This is a genomic window from Curtobacterium sp. BNK-1, assembly GCF_048685235.1.
GTDB classification, from domain to species: Bacteria; Pseudomonadota; Gammaproteobacteria; order Enterobacterales; family Enterobacteriaceae; genus Pantoea; species Pantoea agglomerans.
In genome coordinates this window covers 157,461-176,789 of sequence record NZ_JBLQTJ010000004.1, presented here as the reverse complement: position 1 = coordinate 176,789, position 19,329 = coordinate 157,461, and the positions used below count along the sequence as shown (strand labels likewise).

Below are 19,329 nucleotides of genomic sequence, written 5' to 3'. Positions count from 1 at the left end.
AGGTTCGCACGCCATTAGAGAATAGCTACGCTGGGCACTCGTATGCGCTTCACTGGCAATCTTAATTGCGGAAAATGGCCAGGGAAGAAAATCCGCCCCGGCCATCTGATTTAAGCCAGTTTTAAGTGAAGATTATGTTGCATCAGGATATCAGCCAGCGAACCTTCATGGCTGGCAGAGGCATTGTGATACAGGTCGTACTGCTGACCGTTACTAATACGCTGCCCATCCTCGCTCCAGACGCCGCCTTCAATGTTACTTAGCGTAACCACATTGCCGTCCGCGTCTTTTATCGTCGGCGCCTCACTCGCATTGTCGTTCATTGGCAACGGCTCTTTTTGCCCCAGATTGACGCTATTACTGCTGAAAGCGCCCAGATTAATGACCTCAGCGTTGCCTGATCTCAGCCCAAGCGTGGCAAAATCAAACGCCTCATGCGCACCATTCAGCTGAAACGAATCGTCATCGGCAGCACCGTTCAGGCTGGTGTGCAGATTTGAATATAAAAGCGAGAGCGTTTCACTGTTTACTGTTCCAGAGAGATGGAGATTGTCAGCCATATCAGGATGAAGAGACGCGTGCTCCAGTGTGATAGCACTATGGCTTTCCGAATTGCTGCCATCTTCTGTGTTGCTGCTGATCACAGTTGTGGCATTGATCAGGTTGTCCTGCGCTGCGGTTGCAATACTCAGCTTCGGCTGCGGCTCGGCCATATAAAGCTCGACGTTTTGCGAAACGAGGTTAACGTTTCCGGCAGCATCACGAATAGTTGCGGTTATCCTGTGCTCTCCCGGTTCAGGCGTGAGTGCGTCCAGCGTTTCAAGCTGCACGGCCCACGTGCCTTTGCTGGTCACACTGGTTTGCCACTCGTGGTCGCCAAGCCTGACAGTAACAATATCACCGGCTTCACCCGTACCTGATACATGCTGATCATGGCTGGAGGCAAGGTTGATTTGCTGCCCCTCTGTGAGGTGAGTAAAAGCGATTTTGGGTGCGCAGACATCCACCTGATAGCTGGTCGTTATCGTAGCCGTATGGCCAGCCGCGTCGCTAGCAGTCACGACAATGTCATGCTGCCCCTTGCCGAAACCTGTTTTCATCGTCCCCGGCGCCAGTGGCAGGCTCCAGTGACCGTCGTCGCTTACTGCCGCATTGTGATGTTTACCACCAATAATCACCGATACCGTCTGCCCGCTGCCGGTGACGCCCGTTGTGCCGGTCAGCATCGAGCCCTCTTTTTTCTCCGCACGGTTCAGCCAGCCGTCACCAAATGGCGTATCAATTTCAGGTGCAGGCTGACCTGGAATATCGACCACTGGCGTAGTATTGCTTCCATCGGTGGGATTATCGGGGGTGACCGGTGGCAACGGATCGCCGCTGTTATCACTGACCGGAGAAGTCAGATCCGCTGTGACGTAACCACTCTGTTCAAACCAGTTTCCGGCGCCATCCAGCACGCCAAACGACAGGAAGTTGCCGCCCTGGGAAAGCTCCGACGCGCTGATTTCCGCGCTCCAGCTGCCATCTGCCTCTACCACGGCATAATTCCAGTGGAAGGTATCAGAAACCTGCACCGCAAAAGTCTTAAGCGGCAGCGGCGCTTCAAGCGTGCCGCTGATAACGTACCAGGTCTGACCGTCATGCTGGACCGCATCCGCCAGCGTGATGTCGTTAACGGTGACTTTCGGGTTGCTGCTGTTGTAGTGGGTAATCAGCAGCAGATTCTGGCTGAGGCTGGTACTGTTTCCATTCAGATCCGTTGCACTGACCTGAATGGTATAGTTGCCATCCTTGATAGTTTTCACGTCGCTGTCAGAGAGCTGAACCTGCCACTGATTCTGATAGACACTGCCCTGCCAGGTTCTGCCGTCAAGGGTCAGTTCAACCGGCGTGCCGGAGGGAAGATGGGCGGCAGTGCCGGTGAAGATAATGCCGTATATCCCCTCCTGGTAACTGACCGCATTGTCGCCGGTGATCGGATCAAGGGTCAGCTGCGGCAACGCCTCAGTAGCGAAGATTTGCACGCCTGCTGAGGCATAACCTTTGTTTCCCGCTTCGTCGGTTGTTTCAGCAATAGCACGGTAGCTCCCTTCCTCCATTCCCTGCAGCGTTTCCGCGGGAACTGAGAACTGCCACTGGCCATTTTGATCGACGATGCCGCTCCAGTGGGAGGCCCCAAAATTAACTTCAATCGTGCTGCCGGCTTCGCCTCTGCCAGAGATCACCAGCGGGCTGCTGATTTCATGACTATCGATCACCCCGTCCCCTGCCAGTGTATTAATCGTGACAAGAGGATCCTGCGTATCGGTAATAAACGTCGTCTCCGTAATACCGGACTGGCCCCAGCGATCGGTGGCGGTTAGCGTAACGGAATGACTCCCCTCGGCTAAATCTGCTTCCATCAGCTGCCCGGTGGAGAGTGAGACAAGCCAGTTGCCCAGACTGTCCACAGCGCCCGCATAGTGAACACCATCTACGGTCAGATCGATCTTCTGGCCCGCCCCGGTCACACCAGTGGAGCCGCTCAGCGTAACAGGCTCGAAGCGTTCATGTGCGTTCATAAACCCGTCGACAAACGGCGTGTCTATAGTCGGCTGTGGCGGGATAGCGTCTGATGGCGGTGCTGACGCCTCTACGGTAATGACTTTGTTTGCGGTGGTCGTACCGCCAACGCTGTTTTCAAAGGTTACGCTGATGTGGTTAGACCCTACCGGCAGCACCTGCAGATCGGCAGACGGCAGGGTAACACTCCAGCTGCCGTCAGCGGCCAGCGTTGTGGTATAGGTCTGACCGTTCAGCATTATGGTCAGCGTGCTCTCTGCGGCGAGGTTCGCTGTGGTGCCGCTGAACGTCTGTGGGGAGAGCTTCTCCTCAGCGCTTAACACGCCGTCACCAGTAAAACTGTTAATGGTTAAAGAAGGGGGCGTGCTGACAGGCGGAATCGGCGTGCCACCATCGGCGGGTGGCGTATTGCCACCATCCGTTGGATTGTCATCGATAACCGGCGGAACCCCATTGCCGCCTTCAACGGGCGTAATAAGGTCGGCTGTGACATTGCCACTCTGCTCAAACCAGTTTCCGGCGCCATCCAGCACGCCAAACGACAGGAAGTTGCCGCCCTGGGAAAGCTCCGACGCGCTGATTTCCGCGCGCCAGCTGCCATCTGCCTCTACCACGGCATAATTCCAGTGGAAGGTATCAGAAACCTGCACCGCAAAAGTCTTAAGCGGCAGCGGCGCTTCAAGCGTGCCGCTGATAACGTACCAGGTCTGACCGTCATGCTGGACCGCATCCGCCAGTGTGATGTCGTTAACGGTGACTTTTGGGTTGCTGCTGTTGTAGTGGGTAATCAGCAGCAGATTCTGGCTGAGGCTGGTACTGTTTCCATTCAGATCCGTTGCACTGACCTGAATGGTATAGTTGCCATCCTTGATAGTTTTCACGTCGCTGTCAGAGAGCTGAACCTGCCACTGATCCTGGTAGACGCTGCCCTGCCAGGTTCTGCCGTCAAGGGTCAGTTCAACCGGCGTGCCGGAGGGGAGATGGGCGGCGGAGCCGGTGAAGATAATCCCGTATATCCCCTCCTGGTAACTGACCGCATTGTCGCCGGTAACCGGATCAAGAGTCAGCGCCGGTAATGGAATGGGGCTGGCCTTCATAGCGTCGGAGGTGGCGGGGGCATCTGAAGCTGTTGCTGACTCAACCTGGGGCGTAAGCGTTAAGGTTGAATCGGCTTCACTGGTCGTCGCCCTCAGGGCGACAGCTGCTCCGTTTAACGGCGTGCCTGACGGGATCAGAATCTGGCTTTGGGAAGACTCTACCACTGATAACGCGGGATCTGACTCTGGACTGGCAGGGAATGGCATTGGAGATGTTGCAGAAGCTGGAGATTGCCAGACAGGTGTCAGCGTGGTGACAGTCTGAGCATCGCCGGAAACGTCTGTGCTGAACTGTGCCTCCTGAAATAAACTTCCCTGCTGGAAAAGCATTTTACTCTGCTGGCCTGCAACCTCAGTAAAGAAATTCTGATAGCGAAGCGTATCGCTCTCGTGCAGGTTAAGAATGAGATCGTCACCCTGTTTCTGAAAAGAAGAAATCTGAGAAGGTGAGCTTTGCAGCGTGATAAGAGCGGGTTCGCTCAGAATAGATTGTGATTTTCCTTCAGTGGACTGAGACAATGGGTGACCGCTTTTCAGCGATATGACCGTGGCGCGGCCCGTTCCTGAAAATGCCATGGAAATCTCCTTATATACCAGTTATTAAGTAGGCAATGCCGTTGGAAATAAAGCGACGCTTTACTTATTTCAGGCACGCAACGGCCAGCGCCAATAAAGGTGCTGAGGCAGAGCCGGCACTCAACGCATTAAACGCAATTCGTAGCAACAATAAAGGGCATAACCAGAGCCAGATTAAATATTCGTTTTTGAAAACAGATTATTTCTGCTGGCAAAATAAAAAGTACCATTCTTTGCAAGAGTCCGGGCATCGGCTCAATTAACCTTTACTGACTTCAACGACGTATCGTCAGGAAAAGTGAATAGTTGATGCTGGATAGACATAAGCTAAACTTCGTTTTCATGTCTGGCTACCAGGTAAAATCTGGAAATGTCCCCTGTTAATAGCAGATGCTTCCTGATGATTTAACTGCCCTGCTGTCTCAGTTTAGTAACGACTTCCCCATCCCTGTAAGAGCAATGCTGATGCTATTGCACCATTTTAAGTGGCAGGTGAGATATTGCATTACCGATATAAGTGTCCGCTTTATGCTAAAAGCGGACACTTTAATTTAAACAGGAATAGGTCAGCGTCAATCCTTATTAATCAGGTAACGACTGAGCCGGTTACTTCACCACCGGGTTCTTTTTGAGTGAAAGCATGTTCATAAACTCTTCATCCAGGTGCAGGTGTTGCCGGACAAGTTCAGCTGGTGTACTGGCGAGCCACTGGTTAAGCGAAATATCGGCATAGTAATCACTTTTAAAAAGCTCAAGAAAACGCAGTGGTCCCTTACCGGTGTTTTCGATGTAGTGTCCCATAGCAAAAGGAACATATCCCACATCGCCGGCGCGGTAGTCAAAAGTCCTTGCCTGACCGGATGATGCAAAGACCCCCATCCGTCCCTCTCCTTCAAGGTAATACTGCCATTCATCATTGTTAGGATGCCAGTGCAGCTCGCGCAGTCCGCCTGGCTCAATTTCCACCAGTGCGGCAGCAATCGTTTTTGAAACCGGAAAATTGGATGAATCCGTGATCCTGACGGTTCCTCCCGGCGCGCGTACCGGATCCTGAGCCAGCATTTTGTGGGTAAAGCGGATTTTCGACTTCACCCCGCCTTTTATACTGTCTGATTCCAGGCTGCCCGGAACGTTGCCGGCAAAAATGTACTCATCATCAGGTGAAGGCAGGTGAGAAAATGAAGATACCGGAACCCTGAAGTTTTTGGCGAGAATTTCCGGGGGAATATGCCTTAACCAGTCTGACAGCAGAAAAGTGCTATCCTCATCAAAATTTCCGTCGTCAAAAGCCAGTAAAAATTCACAGCCGTCGGGACCGAGACCCTGAATCGAATGGGGAATACCGGGCGGAAAATACCATAGGTCACCTGCAGCGATATCATCAACAAACCATCCTCCGCTGGCGTCAAAAGCGGTAATCCGCGCGTTGCCATAAGTCATGTAAGCCCACTCCCCCTCTTTATGCCAGTGCAGTTCGCGAATACCTCCGGCATTGAGGCGCATGTCCACACCCGCAATCGTCGTAGATATGCCCAGCTCCCGCTGCGTCACCTGACGCGTCCAGCCACCGCTTCCCTTGCGTACGTGCGCATCACTGAAAGAAAAGTGAAGGTTTGGCAGCGTTCCGCTGTCGGTAACGGGCGGATTTACGATGTCCGGACTTTCAGCCTCACGAATAGGATCATGTGGCCCGGGATCTCGTCCTCCGCTCCCTGCCGGAAACGTCTTTACGCCGTTGTCATGTGCCATGGCCTGACCCGCCGCAAGCGCGACCGTTCCTCCTGCAGCAAAAGCCATAAAATGTCTTCTTGTCAGTGTTTTCATATTCATCCCTCTTAAGAATCTTTTATAAACGGTATTATTTTTGTTACCGCCATAAAGTTATAAGCGGGGTGAATGCGGAGGGAAAAACAACTTTGTAACACTGTGGAAAGAGTGCAGTTTTCACGCAAATAGTAAAGATAATTGAATGTATTAAGAAAGATTAATGTTGTTTAATCAACGTATAGTTATAAAGGGATTATCCTGTGCTTAAGCGCACTAATCGTCAATTAATGTGGGTCTTTTTGATTTTCATTTACCCGGTGATCGGTAACTGCTGATAAGAATTTTTACGAATTGAGGGGTTTAACGAGGCCTGAGCCTTTGATGCGTGAGCTTTCACGCACGTACTCAGATAGACGAGGCGCATGTGCAGGGCCGCTCTGTTACGCCTGATTAAGCCCGAAGCATAAAGTCCACTCCTCACTCATAGCGGACATAGATAAATCCGCCCTGGATCACCTATTTCAGTCACTATCACTGGCACTGTTGAAACCGGAGATCAAAGTCACCCCCGATTTACTACGCTGGTTACAAGACAACATTCAGAAGCCGTTCAGCGTCCAAACATGCCCTTTAGTTTTTGCTTCATGCTCCGCACATAGAATGGCGTAAACTGCGACCTGATATGTGAGTCCAGACCTTTGTCGTTCTGGCCAAGGCGCATCAGATCCACCGCCTGCCCATCCGGAGAGGTATCCGCTGCGACAAGACCCGCATCACGCATCACCTCTTGCACATCACCGCTCATTTCCACCCCCACCAGATAATGCGGTTTATCATCGACTGACGGGTCGTGCATTAAAACCAGGAATGCACGGCTGACCCCGGGACATTTTGCAAACCAGGCTGATAACTCTTTCAGAAGCCTGTCCGGAACAACGGCAGGTACTCCCACTAATACCTGTGTTTCTTCCTCAACCACCCTTGTCTGCGGCAGGCGACCCGTTCCTTCCGCCAGCATGGCTTCTATTTCTTCCGGCACAAACTCCTTTCCGTAATCCGACCTGGGATTAAGAAACACACCCTCTCCCCGCGTCATTTCAAAAAAGGCTCTGGCAGGCAACTTCATGTATTTACTTTCCTGGCTGATGGCGCGCTGCAGGGTGGCAAGCGAGCTGAATACCGGAATGACAGGCGTTCCATCCGGTTTTTCCCAGTGCTGAATCGAGATATTCTCACCCGCCTTTAGTTCGACCTCACCATCACCCGTTGCCCCTCCGGAACTACCCAGGACGTAAAGAGATGAATCTAACAGTACCCGGTAAAACTCAGGTCGTTCTGCTGGATGATCGGCCGCCAGTTTTAAAGCAGTCTCCAGTTTGATTTCCCTTTCGTCAGACATTTAACCACCTTAGGCAGGATTGGATTAGGATCAATTTAACAAGGGCTTATGAGCATAATATAGATAATTTCTACTCGCCAGATTCCTGCACGTACCGGGGGATTGCCTTTGAGGGCTCGTTATTGCGATTAAGGACATGCGTTTGAATGGGTAAATGGCAGAACAGGCACGATCTTTTCCGTTTTCCAGACGCTTCCCTTAAACTACACCGCACAGGCCTCAACTATTAAGCTTATCTGACTAACATCCTGTTCTATAAACTCGTGAGTCAGAACCGTTACCAGCGTGTTTATCAGTGTTTGTTTAAAATCATGCTCACGCTGACATGCCATACTGCTACAGAGAACGATGTAACTTCAGCTATTAAACCAGGAAAATAAGATGTTTTTACCGGATGCACGATTCACAAAAATCTTTCCTCAATTCTCATTCCAGGCATGAGTCGTCAGCTTTTTGTTTCTCTGGATGGGCCCAAGGGAACCGGTAAAACCACTCTGCTGGAGTCCATTACGCAAGTGCTAAGAGCAGATAACAGGAAGGTGATCCGACTTAGCGAGCAAAAAAGCGATCCCTTCAGGGTGGAAACAATGGCACTGGTTAACAGGCTCGCCAGAAATCCCTCCGTTGATCTTGAACAGGATATTTGTGAACGCTTTGCCGTTAGCCGTGCCTGGATTTCACAGAATGTACTCACTAAACAGCCCGGGAACTGCATTATCCTGATGGATCGCTGGTATCCGTCTGATGCCGCGTTTCGGCGGATGGTGCCCTTTGCAGAGATTTTGCAGCGAAACATTAAGCTCAATGTGCGAGCGCCAGATCTGCATGTCGGGGTGGTCACGGCACCTGAGATTTCATGGGAACGAGCCGCGGCACGATCGCGTGGGCTGGGGAGTACAGTGATTCACAGGCTGGAAGAGCATGTCGCTTGCACCAGAGCGTTCGAGCAGGAGATGACTAACCACGGCTGGTTTTTATGTCGCAATGAAGGAACTATAGAAGAGGCAACGATGCAGGTCATTGCTGAAATCTATAAAACGCTTTGATGCCCTACAGTTATCCGTTTCAGGGGCTGATTCCTACTCGAAATTGCCAGTTAACAGCGCGACCTGTTCCGTTTCGCTCTCCCCTGCTCGCGCTTTATGAATACCGCTTTGCAGATCACTGGTTTCGGTCTTTGACACCAGCAAATAAAACACATAACAGTCGCGTTATCATCTCTTCTTCGAAAATTCGTGTCACCTTTGGTTGTTAACTCAAAAATCATCCACCTGAATTTTACTTGTCTGAAATCAACAATAATCAGATTACCGCTGGCACAGATATCCCGCTTTAACTTATAAAATTGCTTTATTTTTCAGATAAGGCACAGGGAATTGCGCTACGCATCGATACCATTTAATCACAATCAACTGGGCTGGCCTGCGGGTGAGCATTGTTTTACGCCGCAGCCCATGCTGCGAGAGGATATCACTGCCGACTGGGTTATCGTCGGCGCGGGGTTTTCAGGTGTTGCCTTTGCGCGACGCCTGGCTGAAATTAATCCCGACCTGAAAATTATCATCGTCGACGCGCACAGCACACGGGAAAGCGCATCGGCACGTAATTCCGGGTTTGTTATCGGTCTGCCTCATAATATTGGCAGTTCGACCGCTGAATTAAAAAAGGCCAACGCTTACCGTAACCTGCTTCAGGAAGGCATTCGTCAGCTGGAGCAGGTTATTTCTCAGCATCATCTTCAGTGCGACTGGGAACAGGTCGGTAAATATCACTGCCAGGCTGAACGTGGCAGTGATCGTATTTTAAAAGAGTACGCCAGCCAGCTCGATTTAATGGATGAGCCATGGCAGATGTCAGACAGCGAAGAGCTTTACTTAAAACTTGGTACGCGCTTTTACAGCAAAGGGATATATACACCTGGCTGTGTGCTGATTAATCCGGCGCAGTTGATCGCCGGGCTAAACCACTCTTTACCTGAAAATATTCAACGCTTCGATAATACGCCGGTGCTGGGGATTCGCTACGGCAGCATGGCTGAAGTGCTGACACCGTTTGGCATCATCAAAACGCCAAAGGTGATGCTGGCCACCAACGCATTATCGCCCGAGTTGCGACCCGGGCTTTCGCGGCAGGCTGCAATGGCGACCTTCGCCAGCATTACCGATCCGCTGACGGATGAACAACTGGCCACCCTGCCTCCTATGCAGAGCTGGGGGCTTACGCCGGTTAATGCGATTGCCGGTGCAACCTTCCGTTTTACCACAGACCGCCGTTTCCTGATTCGCCAGCACGTAATACCCGCACTCAGCGGTCAGGTGAATGCCGCGCAGACCTGGCAGGCAACCCAGCTGCATCAGCGCTTATTTCATAAAGTCTATCCGACCCTGGGCAGTGTGAAGATAACCCATACCTGGTCCGGCACCATCAGCGTTACGCGAAACAGCGCGCCTGAATGGGGCATGCTGAACAAATTTATCTGTACGGCGAGTGGCTGTAACGGTGCAGGTGTTTCAAAACAGACCGTGGCGGGCAGTCTTCTGGCGGATTTCATGATGAAACAGGACAACCCATATATTGCGGATATGCTGTCGCTGGGTAAGGCCAGTTTTATGCCGCCATCGCCGGCGCTGGATATCGGCATAAAACTGTCACTGATGAAAGAGCGTTATCTGGGCCGTAAAGAGGTCTGATCCTCCTTTTGGTATGGGCGGGAAGCGGCATAGGCTGTTTGACGTTAATCCCCTGAACCCTGCGGCTCAGGTCACGAACCAGCCCGCAGGATAGTGTTCACAGATAAATTCCACGAAAACCTTAACCCTGATGCTCTGGAGATGGCGGGAAGTGTGCAGCACCCAGAGCTCAGTAAGATTTTCCTCCTCTCCCCAGCAGACAAGCTCTCCCTCTTCCAGCTGTTTGCTGACGAGGGATTGCGGAAGCATCGCCGCACCAGCACCCGCCAGAACGGCGTCCCGGAGCGTCAGAATGGATGACAGACGCATCAGAGGCTGTGGCGTAAAACATCGCTCTCCGTCCTGTACGGCCCAGAGCTCACCAGGCTGAAACGTTGACATCACAACTGCCGGTATTTCCGGCGGGTTATGCGGATCGCCTGTTGGCATGACAAGCGCGGGAAGCGCCACCAGCACCTGCTTATCACGGGCAAAACACCGGCCGACCAGCGAACTGTTTTTCTGTGGATTAATACGAATAGCAACGTCAAATTGCTCATCCACCAGATCGCTCATGCGATCTTCTGAAATAGCTTCAATCAGGATGTCAGGATAGCGTCGCTGAAACGCAGCCAGCAGGCCGCCAAGCGCCAGTTGCGAAAACAGCAGCGGTGCGGCGATACGCAGGGTGCCCGCAGGCTTTGTCCGCTCGTCGCGTGCTGATCGCGCGGCTTCATCAATCTCCTGTATTGGCCCGGCGGTGCGTGCCAGCAAACGTTCGCCAGCATCGGTGACCCGCAGTCGCTGGCCGCCCCGCTCAATCAGCCGCACACCAACCGCCTCTTCAAGTTCAGCCAGCCTGCGTGATAGCGTGGCTTTGGGCCTTCCGCTGGCGCGACTGGCAGCACCCAACCCTCCCCAGGCGGCAATCAGATGAAAATCTTTTAGCGCGTTAATATCCACAGGCTGTCTCATTTATGGAACAACTCGTCTCAATATTAGCGTCTATTCGTGGGAAATGGATCGGCTTATTGTTTGCTCACACCCACCCAGACATTATGGAATAAACATCATGACGATTCTTGTTACCGGCGCCACTGGCCGTGTTGGCCGCCACCTTGTCGATCAGCTTATCCACCGCGGTGCTGATTTCCGTGTTCTGACACGCGATCCGGCAAAAGCGGGCTTTGCGGACAATGTCGACGTTGTTAAAGGCGATCTGCTGGATATCGACGCCCTGCGCGCCGCCTTCAGCGGCATCAAAACGCTTTTTTTACTGAACGCGGTCGCTGCAGATGAATATACGCAGACAATCATCACGCTCAATATTGCCAGAGAGTGCGGCATTAAGCGTGTCGTCTACCTGTCGGTTTTTGGCGCAGACATTTCGGTTAACGTGCCGCATTTTGCCGTCAAATATGGTGTCGAGCGCATGCTGAAAGAGATGGGGTTTAGCGCTACTATTCTGCGCCCCACCTACTTCATCGATAATGAGGTGATGATCAAAGATGTGATCATCAACCACGGCGTTTACCCGATGCCGATCGGCATGACTGGCCTGGCAATGGTCGATACACGGGATATTGCTGAAGTGGCGGCAATTGAACTGATAAGGCGCGACCAGGCCAGCGAAGAATTACCGGTCGAAACGCTCAATCTCGTGGGGCCGGATACGCTCAACGGAGAAGAGGCAGCAGCAGCCTGGCAACAGCTTCTGGGCCGTCCGGTAATTTATGGAGGAGATAATCCGGATGTATTCGAAGCCAATATGGCGGAGTTTATGCCGCGCTGGATGGCGTATGAAATGCGGCTGATGGCTGAACGTTACGTCAGTGATGGGATGATTCCACAAGAGGGCGACCGGGAACGTCTGGTCACCCTGCTTGGCCGCCCACTGCATACCTATCGTGACTTTATTACCGCACTCGCCGGAGAGTAATCTGGATCTCTCAGGCTTAAGGACAAGCCTGTAGAGCAATGCTGCGCATGCTAACTATTACGATGCACCACTTTCAGTTGGGGAATTCAGCGGCTCATAGATTGTACTGAGCAGTATCAACAGGTACTGACACAATTTATTCTGTGAGTGCCTGTTCTTATCTTCGGCGACAGCTGCTCTCTGGCGTCTCAATTATCTCACGCCCCTATCTTATCCTTTTCAGCATCTTCACCGTAAAAGTGTGAACCCGACCACATAATAGAAAAGTTAACCGCACAAACTGTAGCAAAAGGTTAATTTTTACTTAACATTCACAATTATGAACCCTTTCTTTCCCAGGCACCTGTCATGCTCAGACCATCATCAAGTGAATGTTTTACAGTGGTAATTTCTATGATCATAGTCATTAGCTTCTTCTACCTGTGGTTCACAGCACATGAATTTTATTAATTATCACTAATCAATTCAGAAATAATCTGTATTGGCTCAATTTTTTCAAGGTTACGGAATACCTTTATGCCACGATTCACAATCAGTCAGCCCGTGATGCACCGCGTTACGTTTATTATATTATTCTCAATTTATATCTCGGTTTTTCTCAATCTCGCCTTTTACCGGCAGGCATATTCACTTATACCGCTAAATGAGCTTAAAAATATTCTTTTTTTGTTCTCCATGCCCCTTGTGGCTTTTAGCGTCATCAATATTGTGGTGACTATTGCCTCATTTCTCTGGCTGGACAGGATAACCATTGCACTATTTATCTTTGTCTCTGCCACGGCTCAGTACTTTATTCAGCACTATGGCATCATTCTTGACCGTTCAATGATCACCAACATGGTGGATACCACGCCAGCAGAAAGCATGGCGCTGCTGACGCCTAAGATGATAGTGGTAATATTTTTTACCGGCATTTTTATGGCTGTACTTGCCTTCTGGCCCGCGTTTAAAAAGTCGGTTCCGGTGTGGAAAGGAGTGCTTGAGCGCGCTTTAAGTCTGGTGATTTCTGTTGTGTTGATAGCCGTGATAGCCATGTTGTTTTATAAGGATTACGCCTCACTGTTTCGTAATAATCACGAGCTGGTGAAATCCCTGAGTCCGTCTAATTTTATTGCCGCCTCGCTCTCTTACTATAATCACCGCGAGCGGGCGAATCTTCCCCTGGTGAAAATAGGCGAAGATGCGCATCAACTCCCCCACATGCTGAACGGCCCTAAAAAAAACCTGACGATTCTGGTTGTGGGTGAAACGTCACGCGCCGCCAATTTTTCTCTGGGAGGTTATTCACGGCCAACCAATCCACTGCTGGCGGAAGATGACGTCGTCTATTTTCCTGACGTCTCCTCCTGTGGCACATCCACGGCGGTCTCCGTTCCCTGCATGTTTTCGAACATGCCGCGCAAGCACTACGATGATGCCCTGGCCAGTCATCAGGAGGGGCTACTGGATATTATTCAGCGTGCAGGGCTGAGTGTTTTATGGAATGAGAACGATGCGGGATGCAAAGGGGCCTGCGATCGGGTCCCTAATCAGGATATGACAGCCCTGAATCTTCCGGGAATGTGTATTAAAGGCGAGTGCTATGATGAGGTGCTTTTCCATGGTCTGGAGGAGTATATCAAACAGCTTCAGGGCAATGGTCTTATCGTTCTGCATACTATTGGCAGCCACGGGCCAACCTACAACCATCGTTACCCCCCGGCGTTCCGAAAATTCACGCCCACCTGTGAAACCAAACAGATTCAGGAATGTTCTCAGGCCCAGCTGATTAATACTTATGACAATACCATCCTGTATGCGGACTATATCGTCGACAAAGCGATTGAATTACTCAAAGCCCATCAGGAGGAGTTTACGACCAGTCTGGTTTATCTTTCCGATCATGGTGAGTCGCTGGGAGAGAAAGGTGTCTATCTGCATGGCCTGCCCTATGCTATCGCGCCTGAAGCCCAGACTCGCGTGCCGCTGCTTATCTGGCTTTCGCCCGATTACCAGCAGCGTTATGCCGTGGACTACAAGTGCCTGAGCCAGCAAGCCACCACGCAAAAATATTCTCAGGACAACCTTTTCTCAACCATGCTGGGCATTACAGGTGTTCAGACCCGGGAATATGTCAGTTCTGACGATATAGTGGCGTCATGCAGAAATAAGTCGGGTCAAAAATGAGAGTGATAAAGCCCCGGAACGGGGCTTTAATCTGACAGGACGATATCTGCAAAATCAAAAGGGCCGGGTGATAAACCATTGGCCGTCGATTATCACAGTCAGGTTTGCTCAGAGATTTCTCTCACCTGAACGACACAGTGTGGCTATCTGATATTGATTAAAGCGAACCCGACGCGAGCCTCAACGGCATCATGATTATGGCAGTGCCGATAAAGAATACGAAATCAGTGAATTATTAAGTCACCTTAGCCAGATCTGCAATGCAGACAGATTATCCTTCCCACGCAATTCAAACCGGCCAGTTTATGGCACGGTTGTTTTCGATAATATCCTGATGAGAGGGTGCATCACCCAGCGTCGCGAAACTGGCATAAAGCTGTGGCAACCGAGCCTGACCTTCTCCCTTTCTGGCCAACGCCAGAGCTCGCAGCATCACGGGCGCTTCCCAGTCACAGCAGTAACAAGGTGTGCAGGGCTGCTGACGCCATGATTCAGCGATAGTCCCAGAGAACACAGGAACAAAACCGGTGTCGTTAACCAGTGACATGGCCGTCTGCACAGCATCAGGATGATCTCCCGCTACGGCAACTGCCAGACGACCCCGACTTCCCTGCGACTGGCCCAGATCGGCGAGCGAGTCGGCAAGGATGTTATTAAAAGCTTTAACCACAGGATGCCCGATTTGCTCCTGAACCCATTCGCTTTCGGTCTGCCCATTATCCAGTGCAGTAATCGGTGCATCGCGCAGGCCAGGATAGTAGTTGCTGGTGTCGATCACCGGGACATGGGGTGGAAGGTGATCGAAAAGCCCATCAGGCAGGCTGCTAAGTGCCGGCAGCGGAATGGAGAGAATCACGGCTTCGACGTCTGTAACCGCTCCCCTGATGTCTGTGGGTTCTGCATTAATTTCACCCGCAAAACCACGCACGCCATCAACTCCGCGTGAATTAGCGATTTTTACCTTGTGCCCCGCTTCACTGAGCTTCCGTGCCAGGGTACCACCGATATTACCTGTGCCAATTACGCCGATTTTCATATTTCGCTCCTGATTCTGTGTTGAAGTGAGATACCCTATATATTCACTGAATAAACAACAAGAACCGACAAAATAGTGGGTTACTAACCTGAAGGTAAGTATGGAAAGAGACTGGCGTTGTGATATTCCGGAGCAGCGACTGGTGTGGGCTAAGGCTACCACCGAAGCGCTGAAGATTATTGAAGGTAAATGGAAGACAATTATTATCTGTCAGCTTTTCGCCGCTAAAGGCCCGCTGCGCTTTTCCGAGCTGGAGCGCCGGATTGAGGGCGTAAATCAAAAAATGCTGATCCAGCAGCTTAAGCAACTGGAACAGGATGGCATCGTGACTCGCACGGTTTATCCCGAAGTCCCTCCGCGTGTTGAGTACTCACTTACCGATCTGGGAAAAGCGCTTGGGCCATCAATGACTGCTCTGATTGACTGGGCCTTCCTGCGTCGTGAAACGCTGGGGCTTGATGGCGCCTGAAGCTCGCATTTCAACCCAGTTATACCGATGTGGCTGAGCGCAGAAAACGCTTAAAATATCTTCTCAGGCACGTCGATTTACTTAACATGAGTATGAGCTTAAACGCTTCAGGAACCGCGCCAAGAGTGCAAAGAGCTCGATAGTGATTGCACAGGTTAGCAGCTGCGTCAGCATGGAGATCCATCCTGAACGCATGTCACTTCACCAATCAGATGTCATCTGAACGGGTCATGCCGACCGCTGGCCACAAAAATCGCTCTTCATGCGTGCTGTTGAAATCGGGATCGGTATAGATGTGAAGCCGCTTAATTTTAAGCCCATCGAACTGGAAAACGTTACAGTAACGGCCTTCAGAGCGATCCTTTACAGGCCAGGGCGTTCCGTTAGCGCTGATTCCACTCTCAAACCCTTCAACGACAACATGATCGCCCGCAACCAGAATATTCATCCGCTCGAAGTCGTGCTCGATCTTTTGCAGGGTGCTCATCATTCCCTGAGCGGCGCGAGCCACTTCAGCTTTTCCGTATCCCACACCGAACTTTGGAAAGTAGATCTGAATGTCGTCTGTCAGAAGATCCATCATTGACGAATCGCCCGAGTCAAGTTTGCGAAAATAGTCCTTAACAACGGCAACGCGCTGGTTTTGCTGCTCTTCGTTCATGCTCTTCCCTTCTCTGTTTCGGGCCAGACGCTATCATCTGCGCCAGCAAAAAAAATTCAATACTGGTCGTTACAGTATTATTACTACAGAGTTGGACGCAGCCCGTCAATTTTTTTATAATGACCGTTATAGAATCGGAGGGTAAATGGGAAGACATAGGGAATTTGACGCGGAGGTCGCTTTAGAAGCAGCCCTGGTGGTGTTCTGGAAAAACGGTTACGAAGGCACCTCCTTTGATGACCTGACACGTGCGACGGGCGTTGCGCGTCCGAGTCTTTACGCCACCTTTGGAAACAAAGAGAGCCTTTTCCGTAAAGCGCTGGAGAGATATGAAGTCAGATATATGGCTTTTATGACCGGAGCACTCCAGGAACCAAACGTTCATGATGCGGTGCGACTCATTCTTAATGGCATGCTGGATACTCACACGCTCGGTGGTGAATGCCGGGGATGTCTCGGTATTAATGGCGCTCTGGCATGTTCAGAGGGGGCTGAGACCATTCGCCAGGAATTGATCACTCGCCGCATTGGCTCGGAGACGGCTTTGCTGGAGAGGCTCAAACGTGCAAAGCACGAGGGCGAGCTTTCTTCATCCGCTGATTGTGAAATGTTAGCTAAATACCTTATGACTATAGCGCAGGGCATGGCTGTTCAGGCCAAGGCTGGCGTAACGAGAGAGAAACTCCAGCCGATGGTGGATTATGTCGTTTCTGGCTGGTCCCGATGACCCCGGGACACCCTTGTCGCTGATCCAGAAAAACCGGCCATGATGCCCCCAATCTTTTGCATCTTTCCCCACGTGCCGGTTGCATTAAAGGGGAAACCGTATTGATTAACGCTGCGGGAGGCGGCGGTGGACATCTTGCGGTGCAGATTGCCCGATGTAGGGACGCACGGTTTATTGCTGTGGTCTCCGGGCGACATGAAGCCCTGATGCGTGAAACAGGCGCAGAGACCTTTGTTGATTACAGAAAGTTATGGACGAACTACCGTCAGTTTAAAGGGGCCACTATTTTCGGCTGCGTGAATAATGGCATGATTAATCTCACTCAGTGCAAATTCCGTTACTGCGTAATGGCTGAGATCCAGCAGTCCTGCCCGGATAAGCCCCACCAGTGTGTAAACAGCCTCATGTTCATACATCCACTGTCCTTTAATCGTGATGAGATTACGCATGATCCACGGATAAGGGAGTGCCAGATCATCGCCGCCCAGCATGCCAACGCCTCCCATCAGCACAGCACGACCATAAGGCCTTACCGACATAATGGCGTTGCGCGCCGCCGATGCCTCAGCTGAAGGCGGGAGCAGGTCGAGCACGGCATCGATTGGCCCACCCGCCGCGCTTTTCATCGCGCTGATATCTTTATCGGCCATGCCGCTCAGCGTGACGGTTTCTATCCGCGAACCAAACCGTTTCCTGAGATCCTGTAAAACCTGCGGGTTGCGTCCGGGTGCAATGACTTTACTGGCACCCATTGCGATAGCGGCCAGAACCGCTGAACTACCGAAATTACCGGTGGCCCCACTTACCAGCACGTTCTCACCGGCTTTAAGCTCCATGGCCAGCAAACCGCCATAAGCCACCAGCAACGTATTGATGGCACACCAGGCTGAGGCGTCAGCAGGATCGATATTACCGATTGGCAGTGCGTTTTCAGTGGGAACACGAATCTGTTCAGCGAAGCTGCCATTCAAATGATACTGCTGGATTTTTTGCCCGCCCTCACCTCGTGCACTCCAGCCCTGCAATACGATTTCAGGTGATTGAGCGTTATCTCTCGATCGGACTGTCGGATCGCAAAAAACCCAGTCGCCGGGTTTAAGCCAGGCCGCATCGGGGCCGGTTTCACGTACCCGACCAATTGCCCCACAGCCGGGAATAACCGGTGGGGGTAAAAGATATTTTCTTTCGCCACTGAATACCTCTCTGGCGTAAGAAAGAATCGGTGCCGCAAAAACATCCACAATCACCTCCCCTGTTCCGAGGATCGGTGGCGGTACATCCTGAATGCTGAGTGGTTTCCCGAACGCTTCGAGCACAGCTGCTTTCATAGTTTCACCCTCATCTTATGTAGAGAAGGTGACTATAAAAGGCCTTAACAGCGGCGAGAATAGACTAGTTTTATACAGGTATAAATCACGACCAGGTTAACCCATGCAGCCAAAAAGTGAATTAAGTCATTTCCTGCGTTCCCGCCGCGCTCGCATCAAGCCTGATAACAAGGGATTACGAACAAGTGAAAGGCGTCGCACGCCGGGATTAAGACGCGAAGAAGTCGCGGCCAGGATTGGCGTCAGCACAGAATGGTATACGAAAATCGAACAGGGACGGGTGGAGACGCTCTCTGATCGCATTGTCAGTGCGCTTGGCCGGGCGCTTGAGCTTGATAAAGTTGAAGTACTGCATCTGCAGTCGCTGACCCGCAGGAAATCCGTTCCCGACAACGACGCGGTCATTACTGAGGGATTGATAAAACTGATTCAGGGCTTAGCAGAACCCGCTTACATTACCAACGCACACTGGGACGTGCTGGTCTGGAACAGCGCAGCAGCAGACCTGATCACAGATTTCAGCCTGTTATCCGATGAAGACAGGAACATCCTGATTTTCATGCTGACCACCTCTGAGGCCCGGACGCTGTTCGGCGAGACATGGCATCAGGAAGCCCAGAGAATGCTGGGTCTGTTTCATGCTGACTACGATCGAAATGCGCACAACCCCGCTTTTCAGTCACTCATTACCCGACTTGAGCACGAGTGCCAGGAATTCAGCGAATGGTGGAACCAGCATGTCATCGCAGCGCCCGTCTCCGGAGTAAAGTGCCTGACAGGCAAGGATGGTGTGAGGAGAACCTTTAGTTATTCCAGTTTTATGTCGAATGATGCGCACTCATTGAAGATGTCGATATATGTTCCTGAAGGTTAACATTTCTTCTTCCTCCACCTGGTTCATAGCGGGATAGCTGACCGCGTTCGCTATCCCCT

The 19,329-nt window shown here is 51.4% G+C and carries 14 protein-coding genes; 7 read left to right on the top strand and 7 right to left on the bottom strand.

The features are described 5' to 3' along the window. Positions 1 to 110: 110 nt before the first annotated feature. The 3 genes from ACMGGP_RS21240 to ACMGGP_RS21230 form a co-directional block, all read right to left on the bottom strand. Entirely contained in the window at positions 111 to 4,235 is a 4,125-nt protein-coding gene (locus ACMGGP_RS21240; RefSeq protein WP_346455000.1) for a BapA prefix-like domain-containing protein, read from the bottom strand. A 606-nt stretch (positions 4,236 to 4,841) separates the two neighbouring features. Further along, positions 4,842 to 6,059, bottom strand: coding sequence for a cupin domain-containing protein (locus ACMGGP_RS21235; protein ID WP_033743902.1), 1,218 nt, complete (start codon positions 6,057 to 6,059; stop codon positions 4,842 to 4,844). A gap of 553 nt (positions 6,060 to 6,612) precedes the next feature. Then, the gene (locus tag ACMGGP_RS21230) at positions 6,613 to 7,401 is read right to left on the bottom strand and encodes an enhanced serine sensitivity protein SseB C-terminal domain-containing protein (RefSeq protein ID WP_498798861.1); all 789 of its coding nucleotides are present in this window, start codon (positions 7,399 to 7,401) and stop codon (positions 6,613 to 6,615) included. Between the two features lie 437 nt (positions 7,402 to 7,838). Between ACMGGP_RS21230 and ACMGGP_RS21225 the strand changes: the two genes are divergently transcribed. Continuing rightward, positions 7,839 to 8,447, top strand: a complete 609-nt coding sequence (locus ACMGGP_RS21225; protein WP_498798860.1) for a dTMP kinase — start codon at positions 7,839 to 7,841, stop codon at positions 8,445 to 8,447. 408 nt (positions 8,448 to 8,855) lie between these two features. Continuing rightward, entirely contained in the window at positions 8,856 to 10,091 is a 1,236-nt protein-coding gene (locus ACMGGP_RS21220; RefSeq protein ID WP_498798859.1) for an NAD(P)/FAD-dependent oxidoreductase, read from the top strand. Positions 10,092 to 10,157: 66 nt separating this feature from the next. Here the strand turns inward: ACMGGP_RS21220 and ACMGGP_RS21215 are convergent, their stop codons facing one another. Continuing rightward, positions 10,158 to 11,033 carry a LysR family transcriptional regulator gene (locus ACMGGP_RS21215; RefSeq protein WP_061902305.1) on the bottom strand — a complete coding sequence of 292 codons (876 nt, stop codon included), beginning with the start codon at positions 11,031 to 11,033 and terminating at the stop codon, positions 10,158 to 10,160. A gap of 109 nt (positions 11,034 to 11,142) precedes the next feature. Here ACMGGP_RS21215 and ACMGGP_RS21210 point away from each other — a divergent pair, with 109 nt between their 5' ends. Both ACMGGP_RS21210 and eptA read left to right on the top strand, forming a co-directional pair. Next, positions 11,143 to 12,009: an SDR family oxidoreductase gene (locus ACMGGP_RS21210; protein WP_498798858.1), complete on the top strand. Its 867-nt coding sequence runs from the start codon at positions 11,143 to 11,145 to the stop codon at positions 12,007 to 12,009. 516 nt (positions 12,010 to 12,525) lie between these two features. Then, complete coding sequence (eptA, locus tag ACMGGP_RS21205) at positions 12,526 to 14,175, top strand: phosphoethanolamine transferase EptA (protein WP_167423248.1); 1,650 nt, start codon at positions 12,526 to 12,528, stop codon at positions 14,173 to 14,175. Between the two features lie 289 nt (positions 14,176 to 14,464). Here eptA and ACMGGP_RS21200 read toward each other — a convergent pair whose 3' ends face one another. Further along, entirely contained in the window at positions 14,465 to 15,211 is a 747-nt protein-coding gene (locus ACMGGP_RS21200; RefSeq protein WP_341575695.1) for an NADPH-dependent F420 reductase, read from the bottom strand. A gap of 100 nt (positions 15,212 to 15,311) precedes the next feature. Between ACMGGP_RS21200 and ACMGGP_RS21195 the strand changes: the two genes are divergently transcribed. Next, positions 15,312 to 15,680 carry a winged helix-turn-helix transcriptional regulator gene (locus ACMGGP_RS21195; protein WP_050679222.1) on the top strand — a complete coding sequence of 123 codons (369 nt, stop codon included), beginning with the start codon at positions 15,312 to 15,314 and terminating at the stop codon, positions 15,678 to 15,680. A gap of 208 nt (positions 15,681 to 15,888) precedes the next feature. Here the strand turns inward: ACMGGP_RS21195 and ACMGGP_RS21190 are convergent, their stop codons facing one another. Next, positions 15,889 to 16,341, bottom strand: a complete 453-nt coding sequence (locus ACMGGP_RS21190) for a nuclear transport factor 2 family protein (RefSeq protein ID WP_010670611.1) — start codon at positions 16,339 to 16,341, stop codon at positions 15,889 to 15,891. A gap of 145 nt (positions 16,342 to 16,486) precedes the next feature. On the opposite strand from ACMGGP_RS21190, the gene ACMGGP_RS21185 reads away from it, so the two are divergent. Beyond that, entirely contained in the window at positions 16,487 to 17,068 is a 582-nt protein-coding gene (locus ACMGGP_RS21185) for a TetR/AcrR family transcriptional regulator (protein ID WP_010246759.1), read from the top strand. Positions 17,069 to 17,316: 248 nt separating this feature from the next. Here ACMGGP_RS21185 and ACMGGP_RS21180 read toward each other — a convergent pair whose 3' ends face one another. Then, entirely contained in the window at positions 17,317 to 18,396 is a 1,080-nt protein-coding gene (locus tag ACMGGP_RS21180) for a zinc-binding dehydrogenase (RefSeq protein ID WP_029519261.1), read from the bottom strand. Between the two features lie 103 nt (positions 18,397 to 18,499). Between ACMGGP_RS21180 and ACMGGP_RS21175 the strand changes: the two genes are divergently transcribed. After that, positions 18,500 to 19,270, top strand: a complete 771-nt coding sequence (locus tag ACMGGP_RS21175; protein WP_010670608.1) for a helix-turn-helix transcriptional regulator — start codon at positions 18,500 to 18,502, stop codon at positions 19,268 to 19,270. The last annotated feature ends 59 nt before the right edge of the window (positions 19,271 to 19,329 follow it).